This is a genomic window from Pseudomonas sp. FW507-12TSA (genome assembly GCF_058781435.1).
In genome coordinates this window covers 115,958-140,967 of sequence record NZ_JBYSWT010000013.1, presented here as the reverse complement: position 1 = coordinate 140,967, position 25,010 = coordinate 115,958, and the positions used below count along the sequence as shown (strand labels likewise).

Below are 25,010 nucleotides of genomic sequence, written 5' to 3'. Positions count from 1 at the left end.
TCAGTCGATTCCGCCCGTTAGGGTCGTCTGCTCAGCGTAGTCGAGGTGTTTGACGAGCTGCGCACGCAGCCGGGCACTTACCTCGGCAAATTCAATCGGCCCTGCATGGTCGCTCAGCTGGGTCATCGCCAGACCGGCATAACCACAGGGGTTAATCCGTCGAAACGGCTGCAAATCCATATCCACGTTCAAGGCCAGACCGTGAAAGGAGCATCCATGACGGATACGCAGGCCCAGGGAAGCGATTTTCGCTCCATCGACGTAGACACCCGGTGCATCGGGCTTGGCCGCCGCCGGCACGCCGTAGCTGGCCAGCAACTCCACCAGGCATTGCTCCATGCGGCTGACCAGTTCACGCACGCCGAAACCCAGCCTGCGCACGTCCAGCAGCAAATAGGCCACCAGCTGGCCCGGACCATGATAGGTCACCTGGCCACCACGATCGGCCTGCACCACCGGGATATCCCCCGGCACCAGCAGATGCTCGGCCTTGCCGGCCTGCCCCTGGGTAAAGACCGGAGGATGCTGCACCAGCCAGACCTCGTCCGGTGCATCGGTCCCGCGTTCGTTGGTAAAGCGCTGCATGGCCTGCCAGACCGGCTCGTAGGCCCTCAGGCCAAGCTCACGAAAGCCCAGCGTCTGTGGCATCACAGCACCATGTGGACGACACCGGTAGCGCGCAGGGCACTATTGATATCACGCAGTTGGTCTTCACCAGTGGCGGTGATGTGCAGTTGCACCGTGGTGTACTTGCCATTGCTGCTCTGGCGCTCGGCCAGGGACTTGATGTCCAGGGTGGCGTACTTGGCAAGGATCTCGATCACGGTGTCCTTGAAGCCGACGACCGTGTCACCGATCACCTTGATCGGATAGTCATCGACGGGAAACTCAATCTTGTGCGACTTAACGTCAGTGTCTGTCATGGCAATAACGGCCTCGTAAGCCGTGGCGACGGACATGGCCCCCGCTCCGCTTGGGAGCGAGGGCCACGTGGGTCGACAATATCAGTTGAACAAGCCGTAGAAGAATAGACGGATGCTATCCCACATGCGACGGAAGATACCACCTTCGTCGACTGCTTCCAGGGCGATCAGGTCGGCGCTGTGCACCACCTTGTCGTCCAGTTTCACTTCGACTTTACCGATCACGTCGCCCTTGGCGATCGGCGCGACCAGTTGCGGGTTCATGGTCATGCTGGCTGCCAGCTTCTTCAGCTGGCCCTTGGGCATGGTCATGGTCAGGTCCTGGGCCAGGCCAGCCTTGACCTGATGCGTGGTGCCCTTCCATACCGGCGCCTGGGCCAGTTCGGTGCCCTTCTGGTAGAAGGTCTGGGTTTCGAAGAAACGGAAGCCATAGGTCAGCAGTTTCTGGGTCTCGGCAGCCCGGGCCTGCTCGCTGTTGGTGCCGAACACCACGGCAATCAGGCGCATGCCATCACGTACCGCCGAGGACACCATGCAGTAGCCCGCTTCGTCGGTATGCCCGGTCTTGAGGCCATCGACGGTCTTGTCACGCCACAGCAACAGGTTGCGGTTAGGCTGCTTGATGCCGTTCCAGAAGAACTCCTTCTGCGAGTAGATCGCATAGTGGGCCGGATCTTCATGAATGATCGCGCGTGCCAACAGCGCCATGTCATGGGCCGACGAGTAATGCTCGGGGTTCGGCAGGCCGGTGGGGTTCATGAAGTGGCTGTTGCTCATGCCCAGGTCGCCGGCGGTCTTGTTCATCATGTCGGCGAAGGCGTCTTCGCTACCGGCGATGTGCTCGGAAATCGCCACGCTGGCATCGTTGCCCGACTGGATGATGATGCCGTGCAGCAGGTCGCTGACGGACACCTGCGACCCCACCTTGATGAACATCCGCGAACCGCCAGTGCGCCAGGCGTTTTCGCTGACGGTCACCGGGTCGTTCTCGCCGATCTGGCCACGGCGGATTTCCAGGGTGGCGATGTAGGCGGTCATCAGCTTGGTGAGGCTGGCCGGCGGCAGGCGCTGGTCACCATTGTTCTCCACCAGCACGTTTCCGCTGCTGGCATCCATGAGCACGTAGGACTTGGCGGCCAGCTGCGGTGGTGACGGCATCACCTCGACCGCCCAGGCGGCGGGTGTGATGATCAGCGGTAGAAGCAGGCACAGGCGTTTGGCAAAGGTGGTGATGTTCATCCGTCTCTCGAAGTTGCTAATGGAAACTTGCCCCTGGGGGCAAAACTATTTCAGACAACCTTCTGAAGGGTTGTCGCGTGTGCGTTGTTCACTCACGACCCTTGCCGGGCTTTTGTTGTTCGGCGAGCCAACAACCCGGATCCGCCCCCCGATGTCGCAAGCGGACCCTCAATCTAGATGTCGCTATTCCGCAGTGACCACGCTCGCCTGGCCCAGGTTGGCCAGGCGCACGCTGTTCTGCGCTTGCTGGGTTTCGTCCGGCGAACCGAACGGCCCAAGGCGTACCCGATGCAGCGTCTGCTGATTGCGTACGATGGAACTGATGAACACCGGAGCGCTCACCATCGAGCTCAGTTTCGACCTCAACAGTTCGGCAGCGTCCGGGTTGGCGAAGGCGCCCACCTGCAGGTACTGACCGGAGGCTGCGGTGTTCTTGACCTGCACCGGGACCACGGCAGCCGCATGCTGCTGCGGCGGAGGCGTCCACTGTTCGACGGTACCGGCCGAGCTGGTAACCACCGGCGCGCTATTCTGCGCCACTTGCGGCTCATTGAGCATCAAAGGCGCCGGACGGCCACGCTGGGCCCACCATTGCTGCGGATCGATGCCCTCGACCTTGACCCGGGCGGTACCGGTTTCGGCATAACCGAGTTTCTTCGCCGCGGCATAGGACAGGTCGATGATCCGGTCGGAATAGAACGGACCACGATCGTTGACCCGCAGGATCACGCTGCGGTTGTTGTCCAGGTTGGTCACCCGCACATAGCTGGGCAACGGCAGGGTCTTGTGTGCGGCACTCATGCCGTACAGATCATAGACCTCGCCATTGGCGGTGTTCTGGCCATGGAACTTGGTGCCGTACCAGGAAGCCGTGCCCGAAGCCACGTAGTTCCTGGACTCCTGGATGGGAAAGTAGGTCTTGCCCAGCACCGTATAAGGGTTGGCCTTGTACGGACCGGTATGCAGGGTCGGCGTCGCATCGGGAATGCGCGATACGTCGACATCCCACCAGGGCGCGCCATCCTTGTGGGCGCGATTGACATCCAGGCCCGGCATCGAACGCACGGCATTGGAGGATTTGGGCTGCGGCGAGCGGCTCGTCGAGCAACTGGCCAGCGACAGCGCCAACGCGGCAAAAGCCAGCAGCTTCAAGGGGTTGCGGATTGGCATTGCCAGCATTACTTGACGCCCCGTGCTTGGACCAGCTGTTCAGACAGCTGATGTACGGCCATGGCATACATCACGCTGCGGTTATAACGAGTGATCGCGTAGAAATTCTTCAGCCCCATCCAGTATTCCGGACCGTTATCACCTTCCAGGCGGAAAGCGGTAACCGGCATATCGTCGCGCAGCGCATCATGACTCGACCAGCCCAGGGCTCGCAACTCCCCGACGGTCTTGGTCGGCTCGATACCGCTGGTCAGCCCCTCGTCCACCCGGTCCCCGCGCACATCGGCACGGCTGACCACCGGCTCGCCAGCTACCCAGCCATGGCGCTTGAAGTAACTGGCGACGCTGCCGATGGCATCGTCCGGATTGGTCCAGATATTGATGTGCCCATCGCCGTCGAAGTCCACGGCGTAGGCGCGGAAGCTGCTGGGCATGAACTGCGGCAGCCCCATGGCTCCGGCATAGGAGCCCTTGAGGCTCAGGGGATCGAGCTGCTCTTCACGGGCCAGCAACAGGAACTCGCGCAGCTCCTTGCGGAAGAATTCGGCACGCGGCGGATAATCGAAGCCCAAGGTGGAAAGGGCGTCGATCACCCGGTAATTGCCGGTATTGCGGCCAAAAAAGGTCTCCACGCCGATGATCGACACGATGACCTGGGCCGGGACCCCATATTCCTGCTCGGCACGGGCCAGGACCGCCTCGTGCTGGCGCCAGAAGTCCACGCCACGAGCGATACGCGCATCGGTGATGAACATCGGGCGATATTCCTTCCATTGCTTGACCCGTTCGGCAGGCCGCGAAATGGCATCGAGGATCGCCTGCTTGCGCTCGGCTTCGCGGAACACGCCCATCAACTGCTCTCCGGCGAAACCGTAGTCCCGGGTCATTTCCCCGACGAATTCGGCGACCTGGGGCGAGCCTTCGTAGGCACCAGCCGAAGCAGGCTCCGCGGCCCCCAGGATGCTCGCCAGACCGACCCATAGAGCGTACCGAGCGGCCCAGCCACGCATTACTTGCATTGAGTTGTTCACCTTATTCAAACCTGCGCGATCCACTTGCGATGGGTATGGATCGACATCAAAACCCCAAACGCTGACAGTAGCGTCACCAGCGAAGTTCCTCCGTAGCTAATGAAGGGCAACGGCACCCCCACCACCGGCAACAAGCCACTGACCATACCGATGTTGACGAAAACGTAAACAAAAAACGTCATGGTCAGGCTGCCTGCCAGCAACTTGCCGAACAGCGTCTGGGCCTGGGCCGTGATCACCAGCCCGCGCCCGATCAACAAGAGGTAGATCAGCAGCAGCGCGCAGATGCCCACCAGGCCGAACTCCTCGCCCATGACCGCGATGATGAAGTCGGTGTGGCTTTCCGGCAAAAAGTCCAGGTGCGATTGGGTACCCAGCAGCCAGCCCTTGCCGAACACCCCGCCGGAGCCGATGGCGGCCTTGGACTGGATGATGTTCCAGCCGGTCCCCAGGGGGTCGCTTTCCGGATCGAGGAACGTCAGGATCCGCTGTTTCTGGTAGTCATGCATGATGAACATCCACATGGCCACCGCCACCGGCACAGCCGCCGCCAGCACACTGATGATCCAGCGCCAGCGCAACCCGCCCATGAACAGCACGAAGGTGCCGCCGGCCAGGATCAGCAGGGCCGTGCCCAGGTCCGGCTGGCGCACGATCAGCATGAATGGAATACCGATCAGTACCAGGCTGATGCCCACATGCTTGAGGTGCGGCGGCAAGGTGCGCTTGGACAAGTACCAGGCGATGGTCGCCGGCATGATGATCTTCATGAACTCCGAGGGCTGGAAGCGGATCACCCCGGGGACGTTGATCCAGCGGGTCGCGCCCATGGCGTTGTGGCCCATCACGTCCACTACCACCAGCAAAACCACGCCGAACACATAGCCAAGCGGCACCCAGCGGGCCATGAAGCGCGGCTCGAACTGGGCGATGATGATCATCGACACCAGGCCGATGCCGAACGAAGTGGCCTGCTTGGCCAATAGGTCCCAGCTCTTGCCACTGGCCGAATACAGGACGAACAGGCTGCCGGCCGCCAGGGTCAGCAGCAGGATCAGCAAGGGACCATCGATATGCAGGCGCTGCAACAGCGTCGCCCGACGCCGCATCACGTCCTCGCTGGAGAGAATGCGGTCGAAATTACTCTTCACGGGCCGTAGCCTCCGTAATGGTAGGGCTGGCGAACTCTGGCTTGAGCTGGCCATCCGGGCCCAGGAGCCAGGCATCCATGACCTGGCGCACTACAGGGGCGGCGACGCCGGAGCCCGACTCACCGTTCTCCACCATCACCGACACCACTATCCTGGGGTTCTCGGCCGGGGCAAAACCAACGAACAAGGCATGGTCGCGATGGCGCTCCTGGACCTTGGAGCGGTCGTATTTTTCGCCCTGCTTGATCGCCACCACCTGGGCGGTACCACTCTTGCCGGCAATCCGGTAGGGCGAGCCGACCGCCGCCTTGCGCGCAGTACCCCGGGGGCCGTGCATCACCTGCTGCATACCGTGGTTGACCCGCATCCAGTCCGCCGGATCACGCAGCACGATGTCCGGCATCGGGTTGTGGTCCACCGGCCGTGCGCCCTCGATGCTCTTGGCCAGGTGCGGCCGGTTCCAGCGCCCCTTGCTGGCCACCAGGGCGGTGGCCTGGGCCAGTTGCAGGGGCGTCGATTGCATATAGCCCTGGCCGATCCCGAGGATCAGGGTTTCCCCCGGGAACCAGGCCTGGCGCCGGGTCGCACGCTTCCACTCACGGGTCGGCATCAGCCCTGGCGACTCCTCGAACATATCCAGGGAAACCTTCTGGCCGATGCCGAACTTGCCCATGTAGGCCGAGAGCCGGTCGATCCCCAGCTTGTGGGCCAGATCATAGAAATAGGTATCGTTGGACCGCATGATCGCCGTGTCCAGGTCGACGTAACCGTCGCCGGTGCGGTTCCAGTTGCGGTACTTGTGGTCATAGTTTGGCAACTGGTAGTAGCCCGGGTCGTAGACCCGGCTCGTGGCCGTCACCACTCCCGCGTCGAGCCCGGCAATGGCTACCGCCGGCTTGATGGTCGAACCCGGTGGATACAACCCGCGCAACACTCGGTTGAACAGTGGCCGGTCGATGGAATCACGCAGCTCGGCATAAGCCTTGAAGCTGATCCCGGTGACGAACAGGTTGGGATCGAAACTCGGCTGGCTGACCATCGCCAACACTTCGCCGGTGTTGGGGTCCAGGGCCACCACCGCGCCGCGTCGACCGCCCAGGGCCGCCTCCGCAGCCTCCTGCAGCTTGATATCCAGGCTCAGGATGATGTCCTTGCCGGGAATCGGGTCGGTGCGCTTGAGCACCCGCAGCACACGGCCACGGGCATTGGTCTCGACTTCCTCGTAGCCCACCTGGCCATGCAGGTCGTCCTCGTAGAAGCGTTCGATGCCAGTCTTGCCGATGTGGTGGGTGCCGCTGTAGTTCACCCGATCCAGGGACTTCTGTTCTTTTTCGTTGATCCGTCCCACATAACCTACGGAGTGGGCGAAATGCGCACTCTGGGGATAATGCCGGACCAACTGGGCCACCACCTCCACGCCAGGCAGGCGGAACTGGTTCACCGCGATACGAGCGATCTGCTCTTCCGTCAACTCGAACAGGATCGGCACCGGCTCGAACGCCCGCCGCCCCTGCTTGACCCGCTTCTCGAACAGCACCCGGTCTTCCGGCGTCAGTTCCAGCACCTCGACTATCACGTCGAGAACCTGCCGCCAGTCGCCGGAGCGCTCGCGGGTCATGCTCAGGCTGAAGCTGGGCCGGTTGTCGGCCACCACCACGCCATTACGGTCGTAGATCAAGCCCCGGCTCGGAGGGATGGACTGGACGTGAACCCGGTTGCTCTCCGAAAGCGTGGAGTGAATCTCGTACTGGATCACCTGCAGGTAATACAGCCGGGCGATCAGCACGCCGATCAGGCTGACCACCAGGATGGCGCCGAACACCACCCGGTTACGCACCAGGCGGGCGTCTTTTTCATGGTCCTTGATACGGATCGGCTGGGACATGGGGGGGCGCAGGCTACTTGTGGTAAGGGTGGCCGGACAGCACGGTCCAGGCGCGATACAGCTGTTCGCCGATGAGGATCCGCACCAACGGGTGCGGCAAGGTAAGGGGCGACAGAGACCAGCGCTGGTCCGCCCGCGCGCAGACTTCCGGCGCCAACCCTTCCGGGCCGCCGACCATGAAGTTCACGGTACGCGAGTCCAGGCGCCAGCGGTCCAGCTCCACCGCCAACTGCTCGGTGCTCCAGGGCTTGCCGTGCACCTCGAGGGTCACGATGCGTTCGTTATGCCCGACCTTGGCCAGCATGGCCTCGCCTTCCTGACGGATGAAGCGGGCCACGTCGGCATTCTTGCCCCGGGTGTTGAGCGGTATTTCCACCAGTTCCAGCGCCAGCTCGGATGGCAGACGCTTGGCATACTCATGCCAACCCTCTTCCACCCACTTGGGCATGCGTGAACCGACAGCGATCAGACGCAGGCGCACAGCCGTCCCTTATTGCTGGTCTTTGTTGAGCTTGGCGAAATGCTCGTGGGTGTTTTCCGGGCTGTGGTGCTTGCCATCGGCCGCGCGGCTCTGCTCGGCGCCCTGCCACAGGCGCTCCAGGTCGTAGAACTGGCGGGCCGAGGCGGTCATCATGTGGACGATCACTTCGTCCAGGTCCAGCAGCACCCAGTCGCTGTCGCCCTTGCCTTCTTCACCCAGCGGACGCACGCCCTGGGCCTTGACCATCTCGCGGACCTTTTCCAGCATCGCGCCGATCTGGCGGTTGGAGGTACCGGTGGCGATCACCATGTAGTCGGTGATGCTCTGCTTGTCGCGCACATCGATCACCAGGATGTCCTGGGCCTTGACGTCTTCCAGCGCGGCGACAGCCACCTTGACCAGATCTTCGCCTTTCATTACTTGGTTAGTCATATAAAACTCGTTCAGCTCGTATGTATGGAACGCCGCACGGCATGGGCCGGCAGCCTTCCTTCAGTTCGGCACACGGTACAGTCCGTGAGCATCGATATAGGCCAGGACCGCGTCAGGCACCAGGAAACGTACCGACTTACCGCTGGCCAGCAGTTGACGGATCTGGGTGGCAGACACCGCGAGCGGTGTCTGCCAGACGAATGCAATGTGTCCCCCCGGCCCTTGCAGGGCCAGCGGGTCGCTCACCGAGCGGGCCGCCAGCAGGTTGCGCAGGGCATCCGGCGGCTCACTGTCGGCATCCGGGCGTTGCAGCACCAGGATGTGGCAGTGCTGGAGCAGTTCTTCCCAGCGATGCCAGGTGGGCAGGCCGCAGAAAGCGTCCCAGCCCAACAGCAGGAACAACTGGTCGTCCGCGGCCAGTTCGGCGCGCATCTGCTCCAGGGTGTCTATGGTGTAGGACGGTTTGTCCCGTTTCAGCTCACGGTCGTCCACCACCAGGGGTGAAACGCCCGCCACCGCACGCTCGACCATCGCCAGACGATCGAGCGCCGACACCTGCGGTGTATCCCGATGAGGCGGCCTGGCACTGGGTGTCAGGCGCAACTCGTCGAGTCGCATGGATTCGGCCACTTCCAGTGCGCCACGCAGGTGGCCGATATGCACTGGATCGAAGGTGCCGCCCAGCAGGCCGATACGTTTGCCCATCAAGTACGCACGTGACCGTCGCCGAAGACCACGTACTTCTCGCTGGTCAGGCCTTCCAGGCCTACCGGCCCACGGGCGTGCAGCTTGTCGGTGGAGATGCCGATCTCCGCGCCCAGGCCGTATTCGAAACCGTCGGCGAAGCGCGTCGAGGCATTGACCATGACCGAGCTGGAATCCACTTCGTTGAGGAAGCGCCGGGCGTCACTGAAGTTCTCGGTGACGATGGAATCGGTATGGTGCGAGCCGTAGGCATTGATGTGTTCGATGGCCTGCTCCAGGCCGTCCACCACGCGGATCGAGAGGATCGGCGCGGTGTACTCGGTACGCCAGTCTTCTTCGCTGGCCTCCAGCACATCGCCCCCGAGGATCGCCCGGGTCTGCTCGCAGCCACGCAACTCGACACCCTTGTCGCGATAGATCGCGGCCAGCGGCGGCAGTACGCGCCCGGCGATACCGGCATGGACCAGCAGGGTCTCCATGGTGTTGCACGGGGCATAGCGCTGGGTCTTGGCGTTGTCGGCGATGCGGATGGCCTTGTCCAGGTCCGCGGCGACATCGATGAATACGTGGCAGACGCCATCCAGGTGCTTGATCACCGGCACCCGGGCATCACGGCTGACCCGCTCGATCAGGCTCTTGCCGCCACGGGGCACGATCACGTCGACGAACTCGGGCATGGTGATCAGCGCGCCCACCGCGGCGCGGTCGGTGGTCTCCACCACTTGCACCACGTGGGCCGGCAGGTCGGCCGCCGCCAATCCTTGCTGGATGCACGTGGCGATGGCGCGGTTGGAATGAATGGCTTCTGAACCGCCACGCAGGATGGTGGCGTTGCCGGACTTGAGGCACAGGGCCGCGGCGTCGATGGTCACGTTGGGACGCGACTCGTAGATGATGCCGATCACGCCCAGGGGCACCCGCATCTTGCCCACCTGGATGCCCGAGGGCAGGTAGCGCATATCGCGGATTTCACCGATGGGGTCAGGCAGCTTGGCCACCTGACGCAGGCCTTCGATCATCTCGTCGATACGGGCGGGGGTGAGTGCCAGGCGATCCAGCAGCGCCGGTTCCAGACCATTGGCCCGGCCGCTGGCCAGGTCCTGCTCGTTGGCCGCGGTCAGTTCCGGTCGCGCGGCGTCCAGCGCATCGGCAGCCGCCAGCAGCGCGCGGTTCTTCTGCACGGTGGTGGCGCGGGCGATGACCCGGGAAGCTTGGCGGGCAGCGCGACCCAAACGGGTCATGTAGTCAAGAACGGACTCAGTCATGGTCTGGTGTGGTCTTGGCAAAGAGGAAAGCGGCTGATTATAGCTGTCGCGCCGGCCCACGGACAGCGGTCACGGGCGGATGGTCGAAATACTGCTGGTTCAGCCTGAATTAAGCCTGAAGTTGTTATCATTCCGGCACTTTCCTGGCCATTACCCTTCACCATCATGTCCATCCTGACCTCTGCGAAACTGCCCAAAGCCCTGCCTGACAGCTTTTTCGACCGTGACGCTCAGCTCCTGGCCCGTGAGCTGCTGGGCAAGGTGATCCGCCATAAAGTCGGGGACCTGTGGCTCTCAGCGCGCATTATCGAGACTGAAGCCTATTACTGCGAGGAAAAAGGCAGCCATGCCTCCCTCGGCTTCACGGAAAAACGTAAGGCGTTGTTTCTGGATGGTGGCCACATCTATATGTATTACGCCCGGGGCGGTGACTCGCTGAACTTCAGCGCCCAGGGCCCCGGCAATGCGGTGCTGATCAAGTCCGCCTATCCCTGGGTCGACGAGGTTTCAGGCCCTGCCAGCCTGCAACAGATGCAACTGAACAACCCGGACGCCAGCGGCCAGCCTCGCCCCGCGCAAAAGCTCTGCGCCGGCCAGACCCTGCTATGCAAGGCCCTGGGCCTGAAAGTCCCGGTCTGGGATGCGAAACGCTTCGATCACGAAATCCTTTTTGTCGAAGACGCCGGCAACGCCGTGCCCAAGATCATCCAGACCACCCGCCTGGGTATTCCCCACGGGCGCGACGAACACCTGATGTATCGCTTCGTCGATGCCGCCTACGCCCCCTGCTGCACTCGGAACCCACTGCGCCGAGGCCAGGTCGAAGGGCGCGACTACCTCATCCTCGGCTGATCCGCCGGCCCTGCCTGACACTGAAATGGAGTTGAACCTATGGGCCCATGGCTCGACAGCGTGACCGCCTGGCTGAGCACCAATCCGCAGTGGCTGGCCGCCGCGGTATTCATCGTCGCCTTCGTGGAATGCCTGGCCATCGCCGGCCTGATCGTCCCCGGTACGGTGCTGCTGTTCGCCATTGCCGTACTGGCCGGCAACGGTGCCCTGTCGCTGGGCGAGACCTTAGCGCTGGGCTTTACCGCCGGGGTCCTCGGCGATGTGATCTCCTACCTTTTGGGCCGGCGCTTCCACCAGAGCATCCGGCGCCTGCCGGGCCTGCGCCAGCATCCTGAATGGATCACTGGCGCGGAGGCCTACTTCCAGCGCTATGGCATCGCCAGCCTGTTGGTCGGGCGCTTCATCGGCCCCCTGCGCCCGATGCTGCCGATGGTGGCGGGCATGTTCGACATGCCGTTCCCGCGCTTCTTCGCCGTCAGCCTGCTGGCCGCGGCGGGTTGGTCGGTGGCCTACCTGTTGCCGGGCTGGGCCACTGGCGCAGCCATTCGCCTGCCGCTGCCCGAAGGCTTCTGGCCCCAGGCCGGGGTAGTCATCGGCAGCCTCGCGGTGTTGATCGGGCTGAGCGTCAACAGCAGCCTGCGCCGCCACCGCCGGGCAACCCTGCTGATGTCCGGCCTGGGCCTGGCCTTGCTGATCGGGCTGTTCATCGGCTATCCCCACCTGGCCCAGTTCGACCAGGGACTGATCGCCCTGGTACAGGAACATCGTGACCCGGCGCTGGACAAGGTCATGGTGATGGTCACCCAGATCGGTGAGTTCCGCGCCATGTTCGTCATCAGTGCGGTCCTGACCCTGCTGCTGGTGCTGCTGCGCCAGTGGCGCCAGGCGGTATTCGCCGGCGCCACGCTGCTGTGCACTGCGCTGGCCAATACCGCCAGCAAATGGTTCTTCGCCCGAGTGCGTCCCGAGGTGCTGACCGAGCCGCTGACCAGCTTCAGCATGCCCAGTGGGCATTCTTCCGGATCCTTCGCGCTGTTCCTGACCCTGGCCGTACTGGCTGGACGTGGCCAACCGCCGCGGATGCGCCTGACCTGGCTGCTGCTGGGCTGCCTGCCGGCGCTGTCGATCGCGATGTCGCGGGTCTACCTGGGGGCCCACTGGCCTACCGATATTCTCGCCGGAGCCATGCTGGCGACCTGCGTCTGTGCCGCGAGCCTGACCCTTTGCCAGTGGCAGGCCCCGCTCAAGCCGATGCCGGCCAAGGCCTGGTGGCTGGTACTGCCGGTGATGGTCCTGCTGTGTGTCTTCATGTCGATGCGGCACCTGCCACAGGCGCTGCTGCGCTACGCCTATTGAGGCGGGCTGCGCGGCGGCTCAGGCGAAGAGCTCGCCCTGCAGCTCGTCCAGCAACTGCTGGATCGCGTCCAGACGCTGCTGCGGATCGTCCAGTTGCAGCAGGTCGATCTTGTCCAGCTCGGTAAAGGGCAGCAGATAGGCCAGCTGGTTGGCCAGTGACAGTTGCCCGGCCGCCTCGGCACCCATTTCCAGGGCCTCGACCATGGGGTGTTCGGCCAAGGCCTTGAGCAGCGCCACCAGGTCGGCATCGTCGTCCCGCAGCGGCTGCTCCGTCGCCTCCTCCAGCCATTGCACCCGGGCCACCGTCAGCTGGTCCTTCTGCACCTCGCTGTCCAGCACGCGAAAGCGCCGCCCGCCCCTGACGCGGATTCCCAGCAGGCCGTTGTCCTGCTGGTGGAAGTCGGTGATCAGCGCCTCGCAGCCCACCCGAGCATATCCCTGGGGCGCAAGGCCGGTTTCCTCGCCCTCCAGGATGCACACCACACCGAAACCGCTGCCCTGCTTCATACAGCGACCGATCATGTCCAGGTAGCGCGCCTCGAAGATCTGCAGGTCGAGGATGCACTCGGGAAACAACACGGTATTCAGGGGGAACAACGCCAGACTCATGCCACCATCCTCAAACCAGCAACGACACCGCCAGCGGCAGCAGGACCGCCGTGGCCACGCCCATCAGACTCATCGCCAGCGCCGCGAAGGCGCCACACTCCTCGCTTTCCTGCAGGGCCACCGAAGTGCCCACTGCATGGGCCGTCATGCCCAGGGCCATGCCCCGCGCCTCCGGCGCTTCGACCCCCAGGCGATCCAGCAGCGCCGGGCCGAAGATCGCCCCCAGCACCCCGGTGATCAGCACGAACACCGCCGCCAGCGCCGCCACGCCGCCGATCTGCTCGGCCACCAGCATGGCGATCGGTGACGTCACCGACTTGGGCGCCATGGTCATGAGGATCATGTGCTCGGCACCGAACCACCAGCCCAGCAGCACTCCCAGGCTGGTGGCCAGGACTCCGCCCAACACCAGCGTAGTAAAGATCGGCCAGAGCAATTGGCGGATGCGTCGCAGGTTTAGATACAGCGGCACCGCCAGGGCCACGGTGGCCGGTCCCAGCAGGATGCTCAGGATCTCGGTGCTCTTGCGATACTCGGTGTAGCTCAGGCCACAACCGACCAGGACGCCGATCACCAGCAGCATGGACACCAGCACCGGTTGCAGGAATATCCAGCGGGTCTTCTCGAAGGCCGCCAGCACCAGTTGATAGGCCCCCAGGGTGATGCCGATGCCGAACAGCGGATGGTGGATCACCGCCGCCCAGGCCCCCTGCCAGTCGAAGGTCATTGGTCATCCTCCCGGCGCGCCTGGCGCTTGACCAGGCGCTGCATCAGCACACCGGCGAAGGCCATGGACAGCACCAGCGACAAGACCAGTGCACCGACGATGGCCCAGAAATCCGCGGCGATATCCCGGGCATAGACCATCACCCCAACGGCGGGCGGCACCAGCAGCAGCGGCAGGTAGCGCAACAGGCTGCCGGCGGCCTGGCTCAACGGCTCGCCCACCTCACCGCGGATGATCAGGAACACCAGGAGCAGCAACAGGCCGATGATCGGACCGGGAAGCACGGGCAACAGCAAGTGATTGAGCGCCGTCCCGAGCAGCTGGAACAGCACCAGCCATGTCAAACCCCGTAGCAACATACCGCCTCTCCAGCCAGATACCGTGGCGCATTATAAGCACGCAGGCGCTATGAACCGGCATTCGCCAAAAGCATGGACGTTTACCCGGGCCGGATCGCCATGATGATCTACAGTGGAGATTCCGGAGCGAAAAACACCCTATCGATCACTAAAACCGTTGAACCCAAGGAGAGTGTCAATGCCCTATGTTCCTGCTGCAGAGCTCAAGGACTACGTTGGGAAGGAACTGGGACGTTCCGCATGGCTCACCATCGACCAGGAGCGTATCAACCTGTTTGCCGAGGCCACCGGTGACTTCCAGTTCATCCACGTGGACCCGGTCAAGGCCGCACAGACTCCGTTCGGCGGCACCATCGCCCATGGGTTCCTGACCCTGTCGCTGATCCCCAAGCTGATGGAAGACATCCTGGTGCTGCCAAAGGGCCTGAAGATGGCGGTCAACTATGGCCTGGACAGCGTGCGCTTCATCCAGCCGGTGGCGGTAAATTCCCAGGTGCGACTCAAGGTCGACCTGACCGACGTCACCGAGAAGAAACCCGGCCAATGGCTGCTCAAGGTCACCGCCACCCTGGAGATCGACGGCCAGGAAAAACCCGCCTACATCGCCGAGCCCTTGTCGCTCTGCTTTGTCTGATACCTCTCGATGCGAAACAGCTCACGCTGTTTCGCTCGGTCTCTCTATATACAAGGCACACCGCTACGGCATACTCGGACCCCTAATCATCCGGAACCCGTTATGCGCCCACTTGTACCCCTGGTCATGACCCTCCTGCTCAGCGCTTGCGGTGACGGCGAATCGCTGTTGCCGCCCGATGCCCGCCTGCCGGATGGCGGCCGCTACCGGGGCGACCTGATGGACGGCCTGCTGCAGGGCCAGGGGCGCATCGACTATCCCAACGGCAGCTGGTACGCCGGCCAGTTCGACAAGGGCCAGTGGCACGGCCAGGGCGAATGGCACGGCAGCAATGGCGAGGTCTATCGCGGCCAGTTCCAGCAGGGGCTGTTCCACGGCCAGGGCACCCTGACCACCAAGGACAGCAACTACAGTGGCGGCTTCAAGCTGGGGCGCCGGGATGGCGAAGGCACCCTCAAGGAAGACGGCATGACCTACCGGGGCGAGTTCAAGGCCGACCTTTACTCGGGCCTGGGCCGCCTGGAGCTCGAGGACGGCAGCCAGTACCAGGGTCAGTTCGCCAAGGGCAAACCCAATGGCGAGGGCCAGCGCAGCGACTCCAGCGGCAACCAGTTCAGCGGCCACTTCGTCGATGGTCAACTGGAGGGCAATGGCACCTTCAACAGCGCCGAAGGCGATATCTACGTCGGTGGCTTCAAGCACAACCAGCTCAACGGCAAGGGCCGCTACGAAAACTCCGATGGCGATGTCTGGATCGGCCAGTTCAAGGAGGGCGCCCTGGGCGGCAAGGGCGAGCTGATCGGCGCCGACGGCAGCCATTACATCGGCACCTTCAGCGACTGGCGCTTCAGCGGCGAAGGCCGCCTGAACCTCACCGACGGCAGCTTCTACATCGGTGGCTTCGACAGCGACAACTACCAGGGCCGCGGGGTACTGGTACTGCGGGACGGCAGCGTGCAAAGCGGGACCTGGAACAACGGCCTGCGAGTTCGCGACGCCGAGGGCAAGCTGCTCCCCGACCCGCTTGAAGGCGCCCTGCTGGCCCAGGGCGGCTTGCTCCGGGAGGCCCTCGATGCCGTGCCCGCCTCCACCCCGGCCATCGAGCTCTACAGCCTGACGCTCGCCGGCGATGGCAAGCAGAGCGTATTCCTGCGCGAGGCCGACTACGTCAGCAACATGCTCACCAGCCGCTTCGGCGCCCTGGGCCAGGTTCGCCTGGTCAACCACCGCGACCAGATGATGACCCGCCCCATGGCTACCAGGGAAAACCTGCGCCGTGCCGCCCAGGTCCTGGCCGAACGCAGCGGCCCCGAGGACCTGGTGTTCATCTACCTCACCAGCCACGGCACCAGCGAACATGAGCTGGTCCTGGACCAACCACGCCTGGAACTGGCGGACCTGCCTGCCGACGAGCTGGCCAGCGCCCTGGCACCGCTGAAGAATCGCGACAAGATCGTCGTCATCTCGGCCTGCTATTCCGGTGGCTTCATTCCAGCCCTCAAGGATGAGCGAACCCTGGTCATGACCGCCTCCCGGGCCGACCGGGTGTCCTTCGGCTGTTCCGAGGAAGCCGACTTCACCTACTTCGGCGACGCGCTGTTCGCCCAGGCCCTGAACCAGACCGACGATCTGGAGCACGCCTTCCTGCTGGCCAAGGCGACCGTGGCCGAACGTGAGCAGACCGAGAACTTCGAACCCTCCGAACCACAGATCTGGGCGCCCAAGGGAGTACTCGCCCACTGGCAGCAACTGCGCAAGCAGCAGGCACGAAAAGCGCTGCAGAGTGTCTCTATCAGCAACAAGGAAGCGCAGAGCTACTAAGCTGAAACTGTATCAAGGGGGAATGACCATGTACCTGACGCCTCAGCACATCCTGCTGGCCGGCGCCTCTGGCCTGACCGGAGAGCAACTGCTCGATCGCCTGCTCAGCGAGCCCACCATCAGCCGCGTCCTGGCCCCCAGCAGACGCCCGCTGAGCCAGCACCCGCGACTGGAAAACCCGGTAGGCGACCCTGCTGTGCTCCTACCCCAGTTGAGCGGCAAGGTGGAGATCGCCTTTTGCTGCCTGGGCACCACCATCAAGCGCGCCGGCTCCGAGGCGGCCTTCCGCGCCGTCGACCTGGAACTGGTCGTAGCGTTCGGCAAGCGCGCCCTGGAAATGGGCGCACGGCACCTGGTAGTGGTCAGCGCCCTGGGCGCGGACCCCAAGTCGTCGATCTTCTACAACCGGGTCAAGGGCGAGATGGAAGAAGCCCTGAAGCGCCAGGGTTGGCCGCAACTGACTATCTGCCGACCTTCCCTATTGCTGGGCGACCGGGTCGAACCACGCCTGGGCGAACAACTGGCCGGTCCGCTGTCGCGACTGATTCCCGGCAAGTACCACGGCATCGAGGCCTGCCAGCTAGCGCGAGCCATGTGGCGCCTGGCCCTGGAAGAACAAAGCGGCACCCGGGTGGTGGAGTCCGACGAGCTGCGCAAACTGGGTAAATGACCTCGCGCTACAAACCGCCCGTGGCGCGAAACCCCACCCCCAGGGCCGTCAGCACTGACAACGGCAGCAGCAGGGTATCGAGCAAGGCGCTGGCCGGCAGGTCCAGCCCCGGGTAACCGGGAGCCTGGGCGCCGAAGCGATCCCCCGGGCAGCAACCGCCCTGCATTGCATACAAGTCCAGGCGCGTTCCGGCGTATACCACCGGCGCCCCGGGCTTCGCCGCATCCAGGGTACGGGCCGTGGCGCAGCCGCCCAACTGCAGGGCGGCCAGCAACAGCAGCAGGGCTTTACTCATCACTGCTCAAGTGATGTTCGCCCCAGCGGGGCAGCATGTCCTGGGGAATATTCAGCAGGTTGAGAATCCGCGCCACGACGAAATCCACCAGGTCATCGATGGTCTGCGGCTGGTGATAGAAGCCCGGCGACGCCGGCAGGATGGTCACGCCCAGGTTTGACAGCTTGAGCATGTGCTCCAGGTGAATACTGGAGTACGGCGCCTCGCGCGGCACCAGGATCAATTGCCGACGCTCCTTGAGGGTAACATCCGCAGCCCGCTCGATCAGGTTGTTGCAGGCCCCGGTGGCGATCGCCGACAGGGTGCCGGTAGAACACGGCACCACCACCATCGCCGCGGGCGAGCCGGAGCCAGAGGCCACCGGCGACATCCAGTCTTCCTTGCCGTAGACCCGGATCTGCCCCGCCGCCGCCCCTGTGTATTCGGTGAGGAAGGCCTGCATCAGTTGCGGCTTGGCCGGCAAGGTCACGTCGGTCTCGGTGGCCATCACCAACTGCGCGGCCTTGGAGATCAGGAAATGCACTTCCCGGTCCTCGCGGACCAGGCAGTCGAGCAGGCGCAGGCCATATTGGGCGCCGGACGCCCCGGTCATGGCCAGGGTGATGCGTTCCGGGCCGTTGTTCATTGCAGCGCCTCGGCCAGCTTGCCGTGCAGGCCGCCGAAGCCGCCGTTGCTCATGATCACCACCTGGGTCCCGGGCTTGGCCTGGCTCTTCACTCGCTCGATGATGCCGTCCAGCGAATCGCTGACGATCGAGGGCACCGTGCACTGGGCCGCAGTGGCCGCCAGGTCCCAACCCAGGTTGGGCGGCGCGTACCAGATCACCTGGTCGGCCTGGTTGACGCTTTCCGGCAGGCCGTCACGGTGGGCACCGAGCTTCATGGAGTTGGAGCGCGGCTCGATGATGGCGATCACCGGCGCCTCGCCGACGCGCTTGCGCAAGCCATCCAGGGTGGTGGCGATGGCGGTCGGGTGGTGGGCGAAGTCATCGTAGATGGTCACCCCTTGCACCTCGGCGACTTTCTCCATGCGCCGCTTCACGCTCTTGAAGGCACTCAGCGCAGCGATGCCCATGGCCGGCACCACGCCCACATGACGAGCCGCGGCCAGGGTCGCCAAGGCGTTGGCGACGTTGTGCTGGCCGGTCAGTTCCCACTCGACCACGCCTTGGCTCACACCCTCGAACAACACCTCGAAGGCCGAACCGTCTTCGCTGCGCAGCTTGACCTGCCATTGACCACCGGCGCCGGTGGTCTGCACCGGGGTCCAGCAACCCATCTCGATCACTCGCTGCAAGGCGGGTTCGGTGGTGGGGTGGATCACCAGGCCTTCGCTGGGGATGGTCCGTACCAGATGGTGGAACTGCCGCTCGATGGCCGCCAAGTCCGGGAAGATATCCGCATGGTCGAATTCGAGGTTGTTGAGGATGGCAGTGCGCGGACGGTAATGGACGAATTTCGAGCGCTTGTCGAAGAAGGCGCTGTCGTACTCATCGGCCTCGATCACGAAGAACGGCGTACCGCCCAGGCGCGCCGAAACCGCGAAATTCTGCGGCACGCCGCCGATCAAAAAGCCCGGGCTCATCCCGGCATGCTCCAGCACCCAGGCCAGCATGCTGCTGGTGGTGGTCTTGCCGTGGGTACCGGCCACCGCCAGGACCCAACGCCCTTGCAGCACATGGTCCGCCAGCCATTGCGGGCCGGACACATAGGGCAAGCCCTTGTTCAACACATATTCCACCGCCGGGTTGCCCCGGGACATGGCGTTGCCGATCACCACCAGGTCCGGCGCCGGGTCCAGCTGGGCCGGGTCATAACCCTGGGTCAGCTCGATGCCCTGGGCTTGCAGCTGGGTGCTCATCGGCGGATAGACGTTGGCGTCGGAGCCGGTGACGTGGTGGCCGAGCTCTTTGGCCAGAACCGCCATCGACCCCATGAAAGTGCCGCAGATACCGAGAATATGGATGTGCATAGTCGACCTCATAAAACATCGGCGCAGGGTAGCCTAGAGGGCTGCAAATCGCACCCTTTAGCTGACGGGGAGATGCCGCCGCGGCCTGGGCCACGGCAGGCGATGGACGTGCCTGGACTCAGCGCGAAATGCCGTGCTTGCGCAGCTTGCGATACAAGGTGTTGCGACTGACCCCCAGTTGCTCGGCGGTATGGGTCATGTGCCAGCGCTGCTGCTCCAGTGCCGCCAGCAGCGCCTGGCGCTCGGCGTCGTCCAGGGGGCGCTCCGGCTGCGCCTGGAGCGCTTCGCTCGCCGGAGCCAGGCGGCTGCCCTGGCGAATCATCGCCGGCAAGTCGTCGATGCCGATCCGACCGTCTTCGCACAAGGCCGCCAGGGTCCGCAGCACATTGCGCAGCTGTCGTACGTTGCCCGGCCATGAATAGCCCAACAGCGCCTGGCGTGCAGGCTCGTCCAGGCCCACTGGCTGCGTGCCCGCCTCTTCGGCCAGGAGGAAGTCCAGCAACTGGGATTTGTCACTGCGTTCACGCAATGCCGGCAGGGCGATCTCCAGGCCATTGAGCCGGTAGTACAAGTCTTCGCGGAAGCTGCCATCGCGCACCCGCTCCTGCAGGTCGCGGTGAGTGGCACTGATGATGCGCACATTGACCGGTTGCGGCTCGCCACCGATGGGCACCACCAGCCGATCCTCCAGGACCCGCAGCAAGCGGGTCTGCAAGGCCAGCGGCATGTCGCCGATCTCATCCAGGAACAAGGTGCCGCCGTCGGCCTGCTGCAGCTTGCCGCGCATGCCTTCCTTGCGCGCCCCGGTGAAGCTGCCGCCGCGGTAGCCGAACAGTTCGCTCTCGATCAGGCTTTCCGGGATCGCCGCGCAGTTGAGGGCGACAAAGGCCTTGTCCGCCCGGACGCTGCCCTGGTGCACGGCCTTGGCGAACGCCTCCTTGCCGGAGCCGGTCTCGCCATTGATCAGCAGCGGCACATCACGCTCGAACACCCGCGAAGCCCGGCGAAAATCGTTCTGCAGGCCAGCGTCCCCCAGGCAGATCCCCGGGGCGCGGGGCTGGAGCACTTCCAGCGGCGCGCGCAACAAGGGTGGCGTGACGGGCTGCGGGGCACCGCGCAACAAGGCGAACAAACGCCGTCCGTCCCGGGTTCGCAATGGCCAGCTGGCGCTGGCATTGAGGCTGGCACGAGCGAACAGCTCATCCAGGGAACAATCGAAAAAACTCTCCACGGGCTTGCCCAGCAGGCCACCGCGAATATGCCCCAGCAGGTTCAGGGCACTCTGGTTCACCGCGCAGATCCGCCCTTCGCCGTCGAACGCCAGCAGCCCCTCGCTGAACAGCCCCACCGACTCGGCCTGCAAGTGAAAGCGCAGCAACCACTGGTTTTCGAAGTAACGCAGGAAGTAACAGCTCTCGATCATCTTCGCCGAGAGATTGACCATGGCCATGGTGTGGAACTGGCTCTGGCGGGAAACATCCTGGCGGGCCGAAGACACGTCCAGTACCGCCAGCAACTCGCCATGGGGATCGAACACCGGGCTGGCGGAGCAGGTCAGGCCGGTGTGCCGGCCACGGAAATGCTCGTCCTGGTGGATGGTCAGCGACTGGCGTTCCACCAGGCAGGTACCGATACCGTTGGTGCCCTCGCGGGCCTCGCTCCAGTCGGCGCCGAGCCACAGGCCAGCATGCTCGAAGATCTTGCGCTCGCTGGGAGCGGTGATGCAGTTGAGGATGACCCCGCGGGCATCGGTCAGCAGCACCGCGTGGCCGGCACCGGACAACTGCTGGTGCAGGTTGGCCATTTCCGTGCCGGCGATCTGCAGCACATCGCGCAGGCGCTCGCGGCTCTCCAGCAAGCGGCCGTGCTCGAGCACCGTCGGCGCCATGGCCAGTGCCGGGTCGAGGTGATAATCCTCCAGGCAGCGCAGCCAGGAACGGGCGATGGATGGATCGCTGCCAGGTCCCTGCAGATGGGCCTTGCCCCGGGCGACCGTCAGCACTTGCTGGGCATGGCGGGTCAGATGATTGCTGCTGTGCATTTCTTATTGTTCTCCTGCTGTGCTGTCACGCGCGGGCGCCATCCTGTAGCCGCCGAAAGTTCGAGAATCGCTGCCAGCCGACAAAAACTCCGAGGATTCAGCGGATTTGTCCGACAGGATTCGACACGCGAATCAGCATCCTCCAGCCGTGACCGCATTGCAACGTCGGCTTGCCCCACAAGTCACAGGTTGTGCCATCAGGGTTACAAACTGTCACTCGATACTGCGCCAGATTTGCCACAGCCCAGGTCCAGGGGCTGCGACCTGTTGTCGCAAGGCCTTGATTCACCTGGCATGGAGCACACTGGCCCGGGCTTTGCTCTACGCTTGCCATGCGCTAAAGCGCGTCCTCCCCCATAAGCATAAAAGCCAGGAGATACCCCATGCGTTACGCACACCCCGGTACTGAAGGCGCTATCGTTTCGTTCAAGAGCAAGTACGGCAACTACATCAACGGCGAATTCGTCGCGCCCATCAAAGGCCAGTACTTCACCAACACCTCGCCGGTGAACGGCAAGCCGATCGCCGAATTCCCGCGCTCCACTGCCGAAGACATCGATAAAGCCCTGGACGCCGCCCATGCCGCCGCCGATGCCTGGGGCGCGACCTCGGTCCAGGCCCGCTCGCTGATCCTGCTGAAGATCGCCGACCGTATCGAGCAGAACCTCGAACTGCTGGCCATCACCGAAACCTGGGACAACGGCAAGGCCGTACGCGAGACCCTGAACGCCGACATCCCCCTGGCCGCCGACCATTTCCGCTACTTCGCTGGCTGCCTGCGGGCCCAGGAAGGCAGCGCCGCCGAGATCGACGGCAACACCGTGGCCTACCACATCCATGAACCACTGGGCGTGGTCGGCCAGATCATCCCGTGGAACTTCCCGATCCTGATGGCCGCCTGGAAGCTGGCCCCGGCCCTGGCCGCCGGCAACTGCGTGGTGCTCAAGCCCGCCGAGCAGACTCCGCTGGGCATCACCGTGCTCATGGAAGTGATCGGCGACCTGCTGCCAAAAGGCGTGCTCAACGTGGTGCAAGGTTTCGGCCGCGAAGCCGGCGAGGCCCTGGCCACCAGCAAGCGCATCGCCAAGATCGCCTTCACCGGCTCGACCCCGGTGGGCTCGCACATCATGAAATGCGCCGCCGAGAACATCATCCCGTCCACCGTGGAACTGGGCGGCAAGTCGCCGAACATCTTCTTCGAAGACATCATGCAGGCCGAGCCGAAGTTCATCGAGAAGGCCGCCGAAGGCCTGGTGCTGGCGTTCTTCAACCAGGGTGAAGTCTGCACCTGCCCATCCCGCGCCCTGGTGCAGGAGTCGATCTACGACGAATTCATGCAGGCGGTGATGAAGAAGATCGAGCAGATCAAGCGTGGCGACCCGCTGGACACCGACACCATGGTCGGCGCCCAGGCTTCCGAACAGCAATTCGACAAGATCCTGTCCTACCTCGACATCGCCAAGAACGAAGGTGCGCAGCTGCTCACCGGCGGCAAGGTGGAGAAACTCGAAGGCGACCTGGCAACCGGCTACTACATCCAGCCGACCCTGCTCAAGGGCACCAACAAGATGCGCGTGTTCCAGGAAGAAATCTTCGGGCCAGTGGTGAGCATCACCACCTTCAAGGACGAAGCCGAGGCCCTGGCGATCGCCAACGACACCGAGTTCGGCCTGGGGGCCGGGGTCTGGACCCGCGACATCAACCGCGCCTACCGCATGGGCCGTGGGATCAAGGCCGGCCGCGTGTGGACCAACTGCTACCACCTGTACCCGGCGCACGCCGCGTTCGGTGGCTACAAGAAATCCGGCGTGGGCCGCGAGACCCACAAGATGATGCTCGACCACTACCAGCAGACCAAGAACCTGCTGGTGAGCTACGACATCAATCCGCTGGGCTTCTTCTGATCGACCCTCCCGGCGACCCCAAGGTCGCCGGGAGGTTTTTTCGCGGCCCTGCCGCACATCTACACCTTCGTGGTCCGGTGCCACTGGCTTGCCGGACGGGACGCTGCTGTCGGAAGTTCTGAGTCAACGACCTCGCGCGCACAGCCCCGGGCTTGAACAAGAGCCTTGAAAAACAATAAGACAAGGGAGCAAAGCAATGGACCAGATCGGCAACTACGTGCTCTACCTCATCATGCTCTGTGCCGTGCTCGGCGCCCTCGCTGCCATCTATGACAGCGATCGCGGGCTGGGCAAGGAGTTCATGGAAGGCATCCACGCCACGGGCTACATCTTCGTGCCGGCGGCGGGGATCATGGCTTCCATCCCCTATCTCACCGTATTGATCGAATCGGTCTTCGGACCCTTCTTCGAATCCCTGGGCGCCGACCCGGCCTTGGCGGCGACCATGATCATCGCCTCGGACATGGGCGGCTACCACCTGGCCTCGGCCCTGGCGGCCAGCAAGGAAGCGCTGGTGATGGCATTGATCACCGGCTTCATGGGTGGCGCCACCATCGTCTTCTCGATCCCCATGGGCCTGGCGATGCTCGACAAGCGCGACCACAAGTACATGGCCCTGGGGATCATGTCCGGCATCCTGACCATCCCGGTCGGAGTGATGGTGGCCAGCCTGATCCTGGCCTTCAGCAACCCGATGGTCCGCGAGCTGGTCAGCACCAACTCCGAGGCCAGCTACCAACTGGCCCTGGCCGTGGGCGGCCTGTTCGCCAACCTGCTGCCGATCCTGATCTTCGTCGTGGCCCTGGCCCTGGGCCTGCGGTTCCTGCCGGACCTGATGATCAAGGGCTTCATCATCTTCGGCCGGACCCTGGACGCAGTGATCAAGCTGGTGCTGGTGGCGTCGATCGTCCAGCACTTCACCGGCGTGTTCACCACGGTCTTCGGCAGCTGGGGCTTCCACCCGATCATCGCCGACGCCGAGGACCAGACCCGCGCGCTGGAAACCGCCGGCTACATCGGCATCATGCTGGCCGGGGCCTTCCCCATGGTCTACCTGCTGCGCAAGTACCTGGGCAAACCCCTGGAGAGCCTGGGCGGCAAGGTCGGCCTGAGCGCCGTGGGCAGCGCCGGCATGCTGGCCACCATTGCCAACATCCTGGCGATGTTCCGCCTGGTGCGCTACATGCCGCCAAAGGACAAGGTGGTCAACATCGCCTTCGGTGTCTGCGCGGCCTTCCTGCTGGGCGACCACCTATCCTTCACCGCCAACTTCCAGCCGACCATCATCCTGCCGGTGCTGATCGGCAAGCTCAGCGCCGGTTTCGTCGCGGTGGGCCTGGCCTACTGGCTGTCGGTGCCCAAGGCCCTGCAACTGGAAGCCCAGGACCGTGCGGCCGGGATCATCGCCGAGGGCGAGTACCTGGGCGATAGCGTGCAGGAAGCGCCAGTAGGGCCCGGGCAAAAGGCCACAGCCTGAGCCCGGCACGAC

The 25,010-nt window shown here is 64.0% G+C and carries 25 protein-coding genes; 7 read left to right on the top strand and 18 right to left on the bottom strand.

What is annotated here, in order from left to right; genetic code table 11:
• The 11 genes from lipB to AC3WK8_RS14635 form a co-directional block, all read right to left on the bottom strand.
• Positions 1–648: a lipoyl(octanoyl) transferase LipB gene (gene lipB, locus AC3WK8_RS14685; protein ID WP_022641200.1), complete on the bottom strand. Its 648-nt coding sequence runs from the start codon at positions 646–648 to the stop codon at positions 1–3.
• A complete protein-coding gene (locus AC3WK8_RS14680) occupies positions 648–923 on the bottom strand; it encodes a DUF493 domain-containing protein (protein ID WP_025129297.1) in 276 nt (91 codons plus the stop codon). Before AC3WK8_RS14680 ends, lipB begins: the two co-directional genes overlap by 1 nt.
• Before the next feature lie 81 nt (positions 924–1,004).
• On the bottom strand, positions 1,005–2,162 hold the full coding sequence (locus tag AC3WK8_RS14675) for a D-alanyl-D-alanine carboxypeptidase family protein (protein ID WP_022641202.1): 1,158 nt from the start codon (positions 2,160–2,162) through the stop codon (positions 1,005–1,007).
• Positions 2,163–2,345: 183 nt separating this feature from the next.
• A complete protein-coding gene (locus AC3WK8_RS14670) occupies positions 2,346–3,341 on the bottom strand; it encodes a septal ring lytic transglycosylase RlpA family protein (RefSeq protein WP_022641203.1) in 996 nt (331 codons plus the stop codon).
• Positions 3,341–4,351, bottom strand: a complete 1,011-nt coding sequence (gene mltB, locus AC3WK8_RS14665) for a lytic murein transglycosylase B (RefSeq protein ID WP_103325145.1) — start codon at positions 4,349–4,351, stop codon at positions 3,341–3,343. The genes AC3WK8_RS14670 and mltB overlap by 1 nt, the downstream gene beginning before the upstream one ends.
• 17 nt (positions 4,352–4,368) lie before the next feature.
• The gene (gene rodA, locus AC3WK8_RS14660) at positions 4,369–5,472 is read right to left on the bottom strand and encodes a rod shape-determining protein RodA (RefSeq protein WP_085597071.1); all 1,104 of its coding nucleotides are present in this window, start codon (positions 5,470–5,472) and stop codon (positions 4,369–4,371) included.
• 31 nt (positions 5,473–5,503) lie between these two features.
• Positions 5,504–7,399, bottom strand: coding sequence for a penicillin-binding protein 2 (gene mrdA, locus AC3WK8_RS14655; protein WP_103325146.1), 1,896 nt, complete (start codon positions 7,397–7,399; stop codon positions 5,504–5,506).
• A 13-nt stretch (positions 7,400–7,412) separates the two neighbouring features.
• Positions 7,413–7,880: a 23S rRNA (pseudouridine(1915)-N(3))-methyltransferase RlmH gene (rlmH, locus tag AC3WK8_RS14650; protein ID WP_011063671.1), complete on the bottom strand. Its 468-nt coding sequence runs from the start codon at positions 7,878–7,880 to the stop codon at positions 7,413–7,415.
• 9 nt (positions 7,881–7,889) lie between these two features.
• Entirely contained in the window at positions 7,890–8,312 is a 423-nt protein-coding gene (gene rsfS / locus AC3WK8_RS14645; RefSeq protein ID WP_031320587.1) for a ribosome silencing factor, read from the bottom strand.
• A gap of 60 nt (positions 8,313–8,372) precedes the next feature.
• Positions 8,373–9,017 (bottom strand): nicotinate-nucleotide adenylyltransferase, encoded by a 645-nt coding sequence (gene nadD, locus AC3WK8_RS14640; protein ID WP_022641207.1) that lies wholly within the window; start codon positions 9,015–9,017, stop codon positions 8,373–8,375.
• Entirely contained in the window at positions 9,017–10,282 is a 1,266-nt protein-coding gene (locus tag AC3WK8_RS14635; protein WP_103325148.1) for a glutamate-5-semialdehyde dehydrogenase, read from the bottom strand. The genes nadD and AC3WK8_RS14635 overlap by 1 nt, the downstream gene beginning before the upstream one ends.
• A gap of 165 nt (positions 10,283–10,447) precedes the next feature.
• Between AC3WK8_RS14635 and AC3WK8_RS14630 the strand changes: the two genes are divergently transcribed.
• Together AC3WK8_RS14630 and AC3WK8_RS14625 are read left to right on the top strand one after the other, a co-directional pair.
• Positions 10,448–11,134: a DNA-3-methyladenine glycosylase gene (locus tag AC3WK8_RS14630; RefSeq protein ID WP_022641209.1), complete on the top strand. Its 687-nt coding sequence runs from the start codon at positions 10,448–10,450 to the stop codon at positions 11,132–11,134.
• A gap of 39 nt (positions 11,135–11,173) precedes the next feature.
• Positions 11,174–12,490, top strand: a complete 1,317-nt coding sequence (locus tag AC3WK8_RS14625; RefSeq protein WP_103325150.1) for a bifunctional DedA family/phosphatase PAP2 family protein — start codon at positions 11,174–11,176, stop codon at positions 12,488–12,490.
• Between the two features lie 18 nt (positions 12,491–12,508).
• Here the strand turns inward: AC3WK8_RS14625 and AC3WK8_RS14620 are convergent, their stop codons facing one another.
• The 3 genes from AC3WK8_RS14620 to AC3WK8_RS14610 are packed head-to-tail and all read right to left on the bottom strand — an operon-like array spanning position 12,509 to position 14,185.
• Positions 12,509–13,099, bottom strand: coding sequence for an LON peptidase substrate-binding domain-containing protein (locus tag AC3WK8_RS14620; RefSeq protein WP_103325151.1), 591 nt, complete (start codon positions 13,097–13,099; stop codon positions 12,509–12,511).
• Positions 13,100–13,109: 10 nt separating this feature from the next.
• Positions 13,110–13,826 carry an LrgB family protein gene (locus AC3WK8_RS14615; RefSeq protein WP_103325153.1) on the bottom strand — a complete coding sequence of 239 codons (717 nt, stop codon included), beginning with the start codon at positions 13,824–13,826 and terminating at the stop codon, positions 13,110–13,112.
• Positions 13,823–14,185, bottom strand: coding sequence for a CidA/LrgA family protein (locus tag AC3WK8_RS14610; protein WP_085596956.1), 363 nt, complete (start codon positions 14,183–14,185; stop codon positions 13,823–13,825). Before AC3WK8_RS14610 ends, AC3WK8_RS14615 begins: the two co-directional genes overlap by 4 nt.
• A gap of 178 nt (positions 14,186–14,363) precedes the next feature.
• On the opposite strand from AC3WK8_RS14610, the gene AC3WK8_RS14605 reads away from it, so the two are divergent.
• From AC3WK8_RS14605 to AC3WK8_RS14595, 3 genes are all read left to right on the top strand, one after another.
• A complete protein-coding gene (locus tag AC3WK8_RS14605; RefSeq protein WP_085596955.1) occupies positions 14,364–14,819 on the top strand; it encodes a MaoC family dehydratase in 456 nt (151 codons plus the stop codon).
• A 102-nt stretch (positions 14,820–14,921) separates the two neighbouring features.
• Positions 14,922–16,640, top strand: coding sequence for a C13 family peptidase (locus tag AC3WK8_RS14600; protein WP_085596954.1), 1,719 nt, complete (start codon positions 14,922–14,924; stop codon positions 16,638–16,640).
• Between the two features lie 28 nt (positions 16,641–16,668).
• Positions 16,669–17,310: an oxidoreductase gene (locus tag AC3WK8_RS14595; RefSeq protein ID WP_103325227.1), complete on the top strand. Its 642-nt coding sequence runs from the start codon at positions 16,669–16,671 to the stop codon at positions 17,308–17,310.
• Between the two features lie 7 nt (positions 17,311–17,317).
• On the opposite strand, the gene AC3WK8_RS14590 is transcribed toward AC3WK8_RS14595, so the two are convergent.
• The 4 genes from AC3WK8_RS14590 to AC3WK8_RS14575 all read right to left on the bottom strand — a co-directional run bounded on the left by AC3WK8_RS14590 (position 17,318) and on the right by AC3WK8_RS14575 (position 21,617).
• Positions 17,318–17,605, bottom strand: a complete 288-nt coding sequence (locus AC3WK8_RS14590) for a YceK/YidQ family lipoprotein (protein ID WP_103325155.1) — start codon at positions 17,603–17,605, stop codon at positions 17,318–17,320.
• A complete protein-coding gene (gene ubiX / locus AC3WK8_RS14585) occupies positions 17,598–18,230 on the bottom strand; it encodes a flavin prenyltransferase UbiX (RefSeq protein ID WP_022641219.1) in 633 nt (210 codons plus the stop codon). Before ubiX ends, AC3WK8_RS14590 begins: the two co-directional genes overlap by 8 nt.
• Positions 18,227–19,576 (bottom strand): UDP-N-acetylmuramate:L-alanyl-gamma-D-glutamyl-meso-diaminopimelate ligase, encoded by a 1,350-nt coding sequence (gene mpl, locus AC3WK8_RS14580; RefSeq protein ID WP_022641220.1) that lies wholly within the window; start codon positions 19,574–19,576, stop codon positions 18,227–18,229. Before mpl ends, ubiX begins: the two co-directional genes overlap by 4 nt.
• A 118-nt stretch (positions 19,577–19,694) precedes the next feature.
• Positions 19,695–21,617, bottom strand: coding sequence for a sigma-54-dependent Fis family transcriptional regulator (locus AC3WK8_RS14575; RefSeq protein ID WP_085596952.1), 1,923 nt, complete (start codon positions 21,615–21,617; stop codon positions 19,695–19,697).
• Positions 21,618–22,000: 383 nt separating this feature from the next.
• Here AC3WK8_RS14575 and exaC point away from each other — a divergent pair, with 383 nt between their 5' ends.
• Positions 22,001–23,521: an acetaldehyde dehydrogenase ExaC gene (gene exaC, locus AC3WK8_RS14570; protein WP_022641222.1), complete on the top strand. Its 1,521-nt coding sequence runs from the start codon at positions 22,001–22,003 to the stop codon at positions 23,519–23,521.
• A gap of 196 nt (positions 23,522–23,717) precedes the next feature.
• A complete protein-coding gene (gene eutH / locus AC3WK8_RS14565) occupies positions 23,718–24,998 on the top strand; it encodes an ethanolamine utilization protein EutH (protein ID WP_085596951.1) in 1,281 nt (426 codons plus the stop codon).
• Positions 24,999–25,010: the final 12 nt, after the last annotated feature.

What these genes read in the sequence shown, in the direction of transcription:
- lipB (WP_022641200.1), bottom strand. Translation starts at nt 648, where the DNA reads ATGCCACAGACGCTGGGCTTTCGTGAGCTTGGCCTGAGGGCCTACGAG.
- AC3WK8_RS14680 (WP_025129297.1), bottom strand. Translation starts at nt 923, where the DNA reads ATGACAGACACTGACGTTAAGTCGCACAAGATTGAGTTTCCCGTCGAT.
- AC3WK8_RS14675 (WP_022641202.1), bottom strand. Translation starts at nt 2,162, where the DNA reads ATGAACATCACCACCTTTGCCAAACGCCTGTGCCTGCTTCTACCGCTG.
- AC3WK8_RS14670 (WP_022641203.1), bottom strand. Translation starts at nt 3,341, where the DNA reads ATGCTGGCAATGCCAATCCGCAACCCCTTGAAGCTGCTGGCTTTTGCC.
- mltB (WP_103325145.1), bottom strand. Translation starts at nt 4,351, where the DNA reads ATGCAAGTAATGCGTGGCTGGGCCGCTCGGTACGCTCTATGGGTCGGT.
- rodA (WP_085597071.1), bottom strand. Translation starts at nt 5,472, where the DNA reads ATGCGGCGTCGGGCGACGCTGTTGCAGCGCCTGCATATCGATGGTCCC.
- mrdA (WP_103325146.1), bottom strand. Translation starts at nt 7,399, where the DNA reads ATGTCCCAGCCGATCCGTATCAAGGACCATGAAAAAGACGCCCGCCTG.
- rsfS (WP_031320587.1), bottom strand. Translation starts at nt 8,312, where the DNA reads ATGACTAACCAAGTAATGAAAGGCGAAGATCTGGTCAAGGTGGCTGTC.
- nadD (WP_022641207.1), bottom strand. Translation starts at nt 9,017, where the DNA reads ATGGGCAAACGTATCGGCCTGCTGGGCGGCACCTTCGATCCAGTGCAT.
- AC3WK8_RS14635 (WP_103325148.1), bottom strand. Translation starts at nt 10,282, where the DNA reads ATGACTGAGTCCGTTCTTGACTACATGACCCGTTTGGGTCGCGCTGCC.
- AC3WK8_RS14630 (WP_022641209.1), top strand. Translation starts at nt 10,448, where the DNA reads ATGTCCATCCTGACCTCTGCGAAACTGCCCAAAGCCCTGCCTGACAGC.
- AC3WK8_RS14625 (WP_103325150.1), top strand. Translation starts at nt 11,174, where the DNA reads ATGGGCCCATGGCTCGACAGCGTGACCGCCTGGCTGAGCACCAATCCG.
- AC3WK8_RS14620 (WP_103325151.1), bottom strand. Translation starts at nt 13,099, where the DNA reads ATGAGTCTGGCGTTGTTCCCCCTGAATACCGTGTTGTTTCCCGAGTGC.
- AC3WK8_RS14615 (WP_103325153.1), bottom strand. Translation starts at nt 13,826, where the DNA reads ATGACCTTCGACTGGCAGGGGGCCTGGGCGGCGGTGATCCACCATCCG.
- AC3WK8_RS14610 (WP_085596956.1), bottom strand. Translation starts at nt 14,185, where the DNA reads ATGTTGCTACGGGGTTTGACATGGCTGGTGCTGTTCCAGCTGCTCGGG.
- AC3WK8_RS14605 (WP_085596955.1), top strand. Translation starts at nt 14,364, where the DNA reads ATGCCCTATGTTCCTGCTGCAGAGCTCAAGGACTACGTTGGGAAGGAA.
- AC3WK8_RS14600 (WP_085596954.1), top strand. Translation starts at nt 14,922, where the DNA reads ATGCGCCCACTTGTACCCCTGGTCATGACCCTCCTGCTCAGCGCTTGC.
- AC3WK8_RS14595 (WP_103325227.1), top strand. Translation starts at nt 16,669, where the DNA reads ATGTACCTGACGCCTCAGCACATCCTGCTGGCCGGCGCCTCTGGCCTG.
- AC3WK8_RS14590 (WP_103325155.1), bottom strand. Translation starts at nt 17,605, where the DNA reads ATGAGTAAAGCCCTGCTGCTGTTGCTGGCCGCCCTGCAGTTGGGCGGC.
- ubiX (WP_022641219.1), bottom strand. Translation starts at nt 18,230, where the DNA reads ATGAACAACGGCCCGGAACGCATCACCCTGGCCATGACCGGGGCGTCC.
- mpl (WP_022641220.1), bottom strand. Translation starts at nt 19,576, where the DNA reads ATGCACATCCATATTCTCGGTATCTGCGGCACTTTCATGGGGTCGATG.
- AC3WK8_RS14575 (WP_085596952.1), bottom strand. Translation starts at nt 21,617, where the DNA reads ATGCACAGCAGCAATCATCTGACCCGCCATGCCCAGCAAGTGCTGACG.
- exaC (WP_022641222.1), top strand. Translation starts at nt 22,001, where the DNA reads ATGCGTTACGCACACCCCGGTACTGAAGGCGCTATCGTTTCGTTCAAG.
- eutH (WP_085596951.1), top strand. Translation starts at nt 23,718, where the DNA reads ATGGACCAGATCGGCAACTACGTGCTCTACCTCATCATGCTCTGTGCC.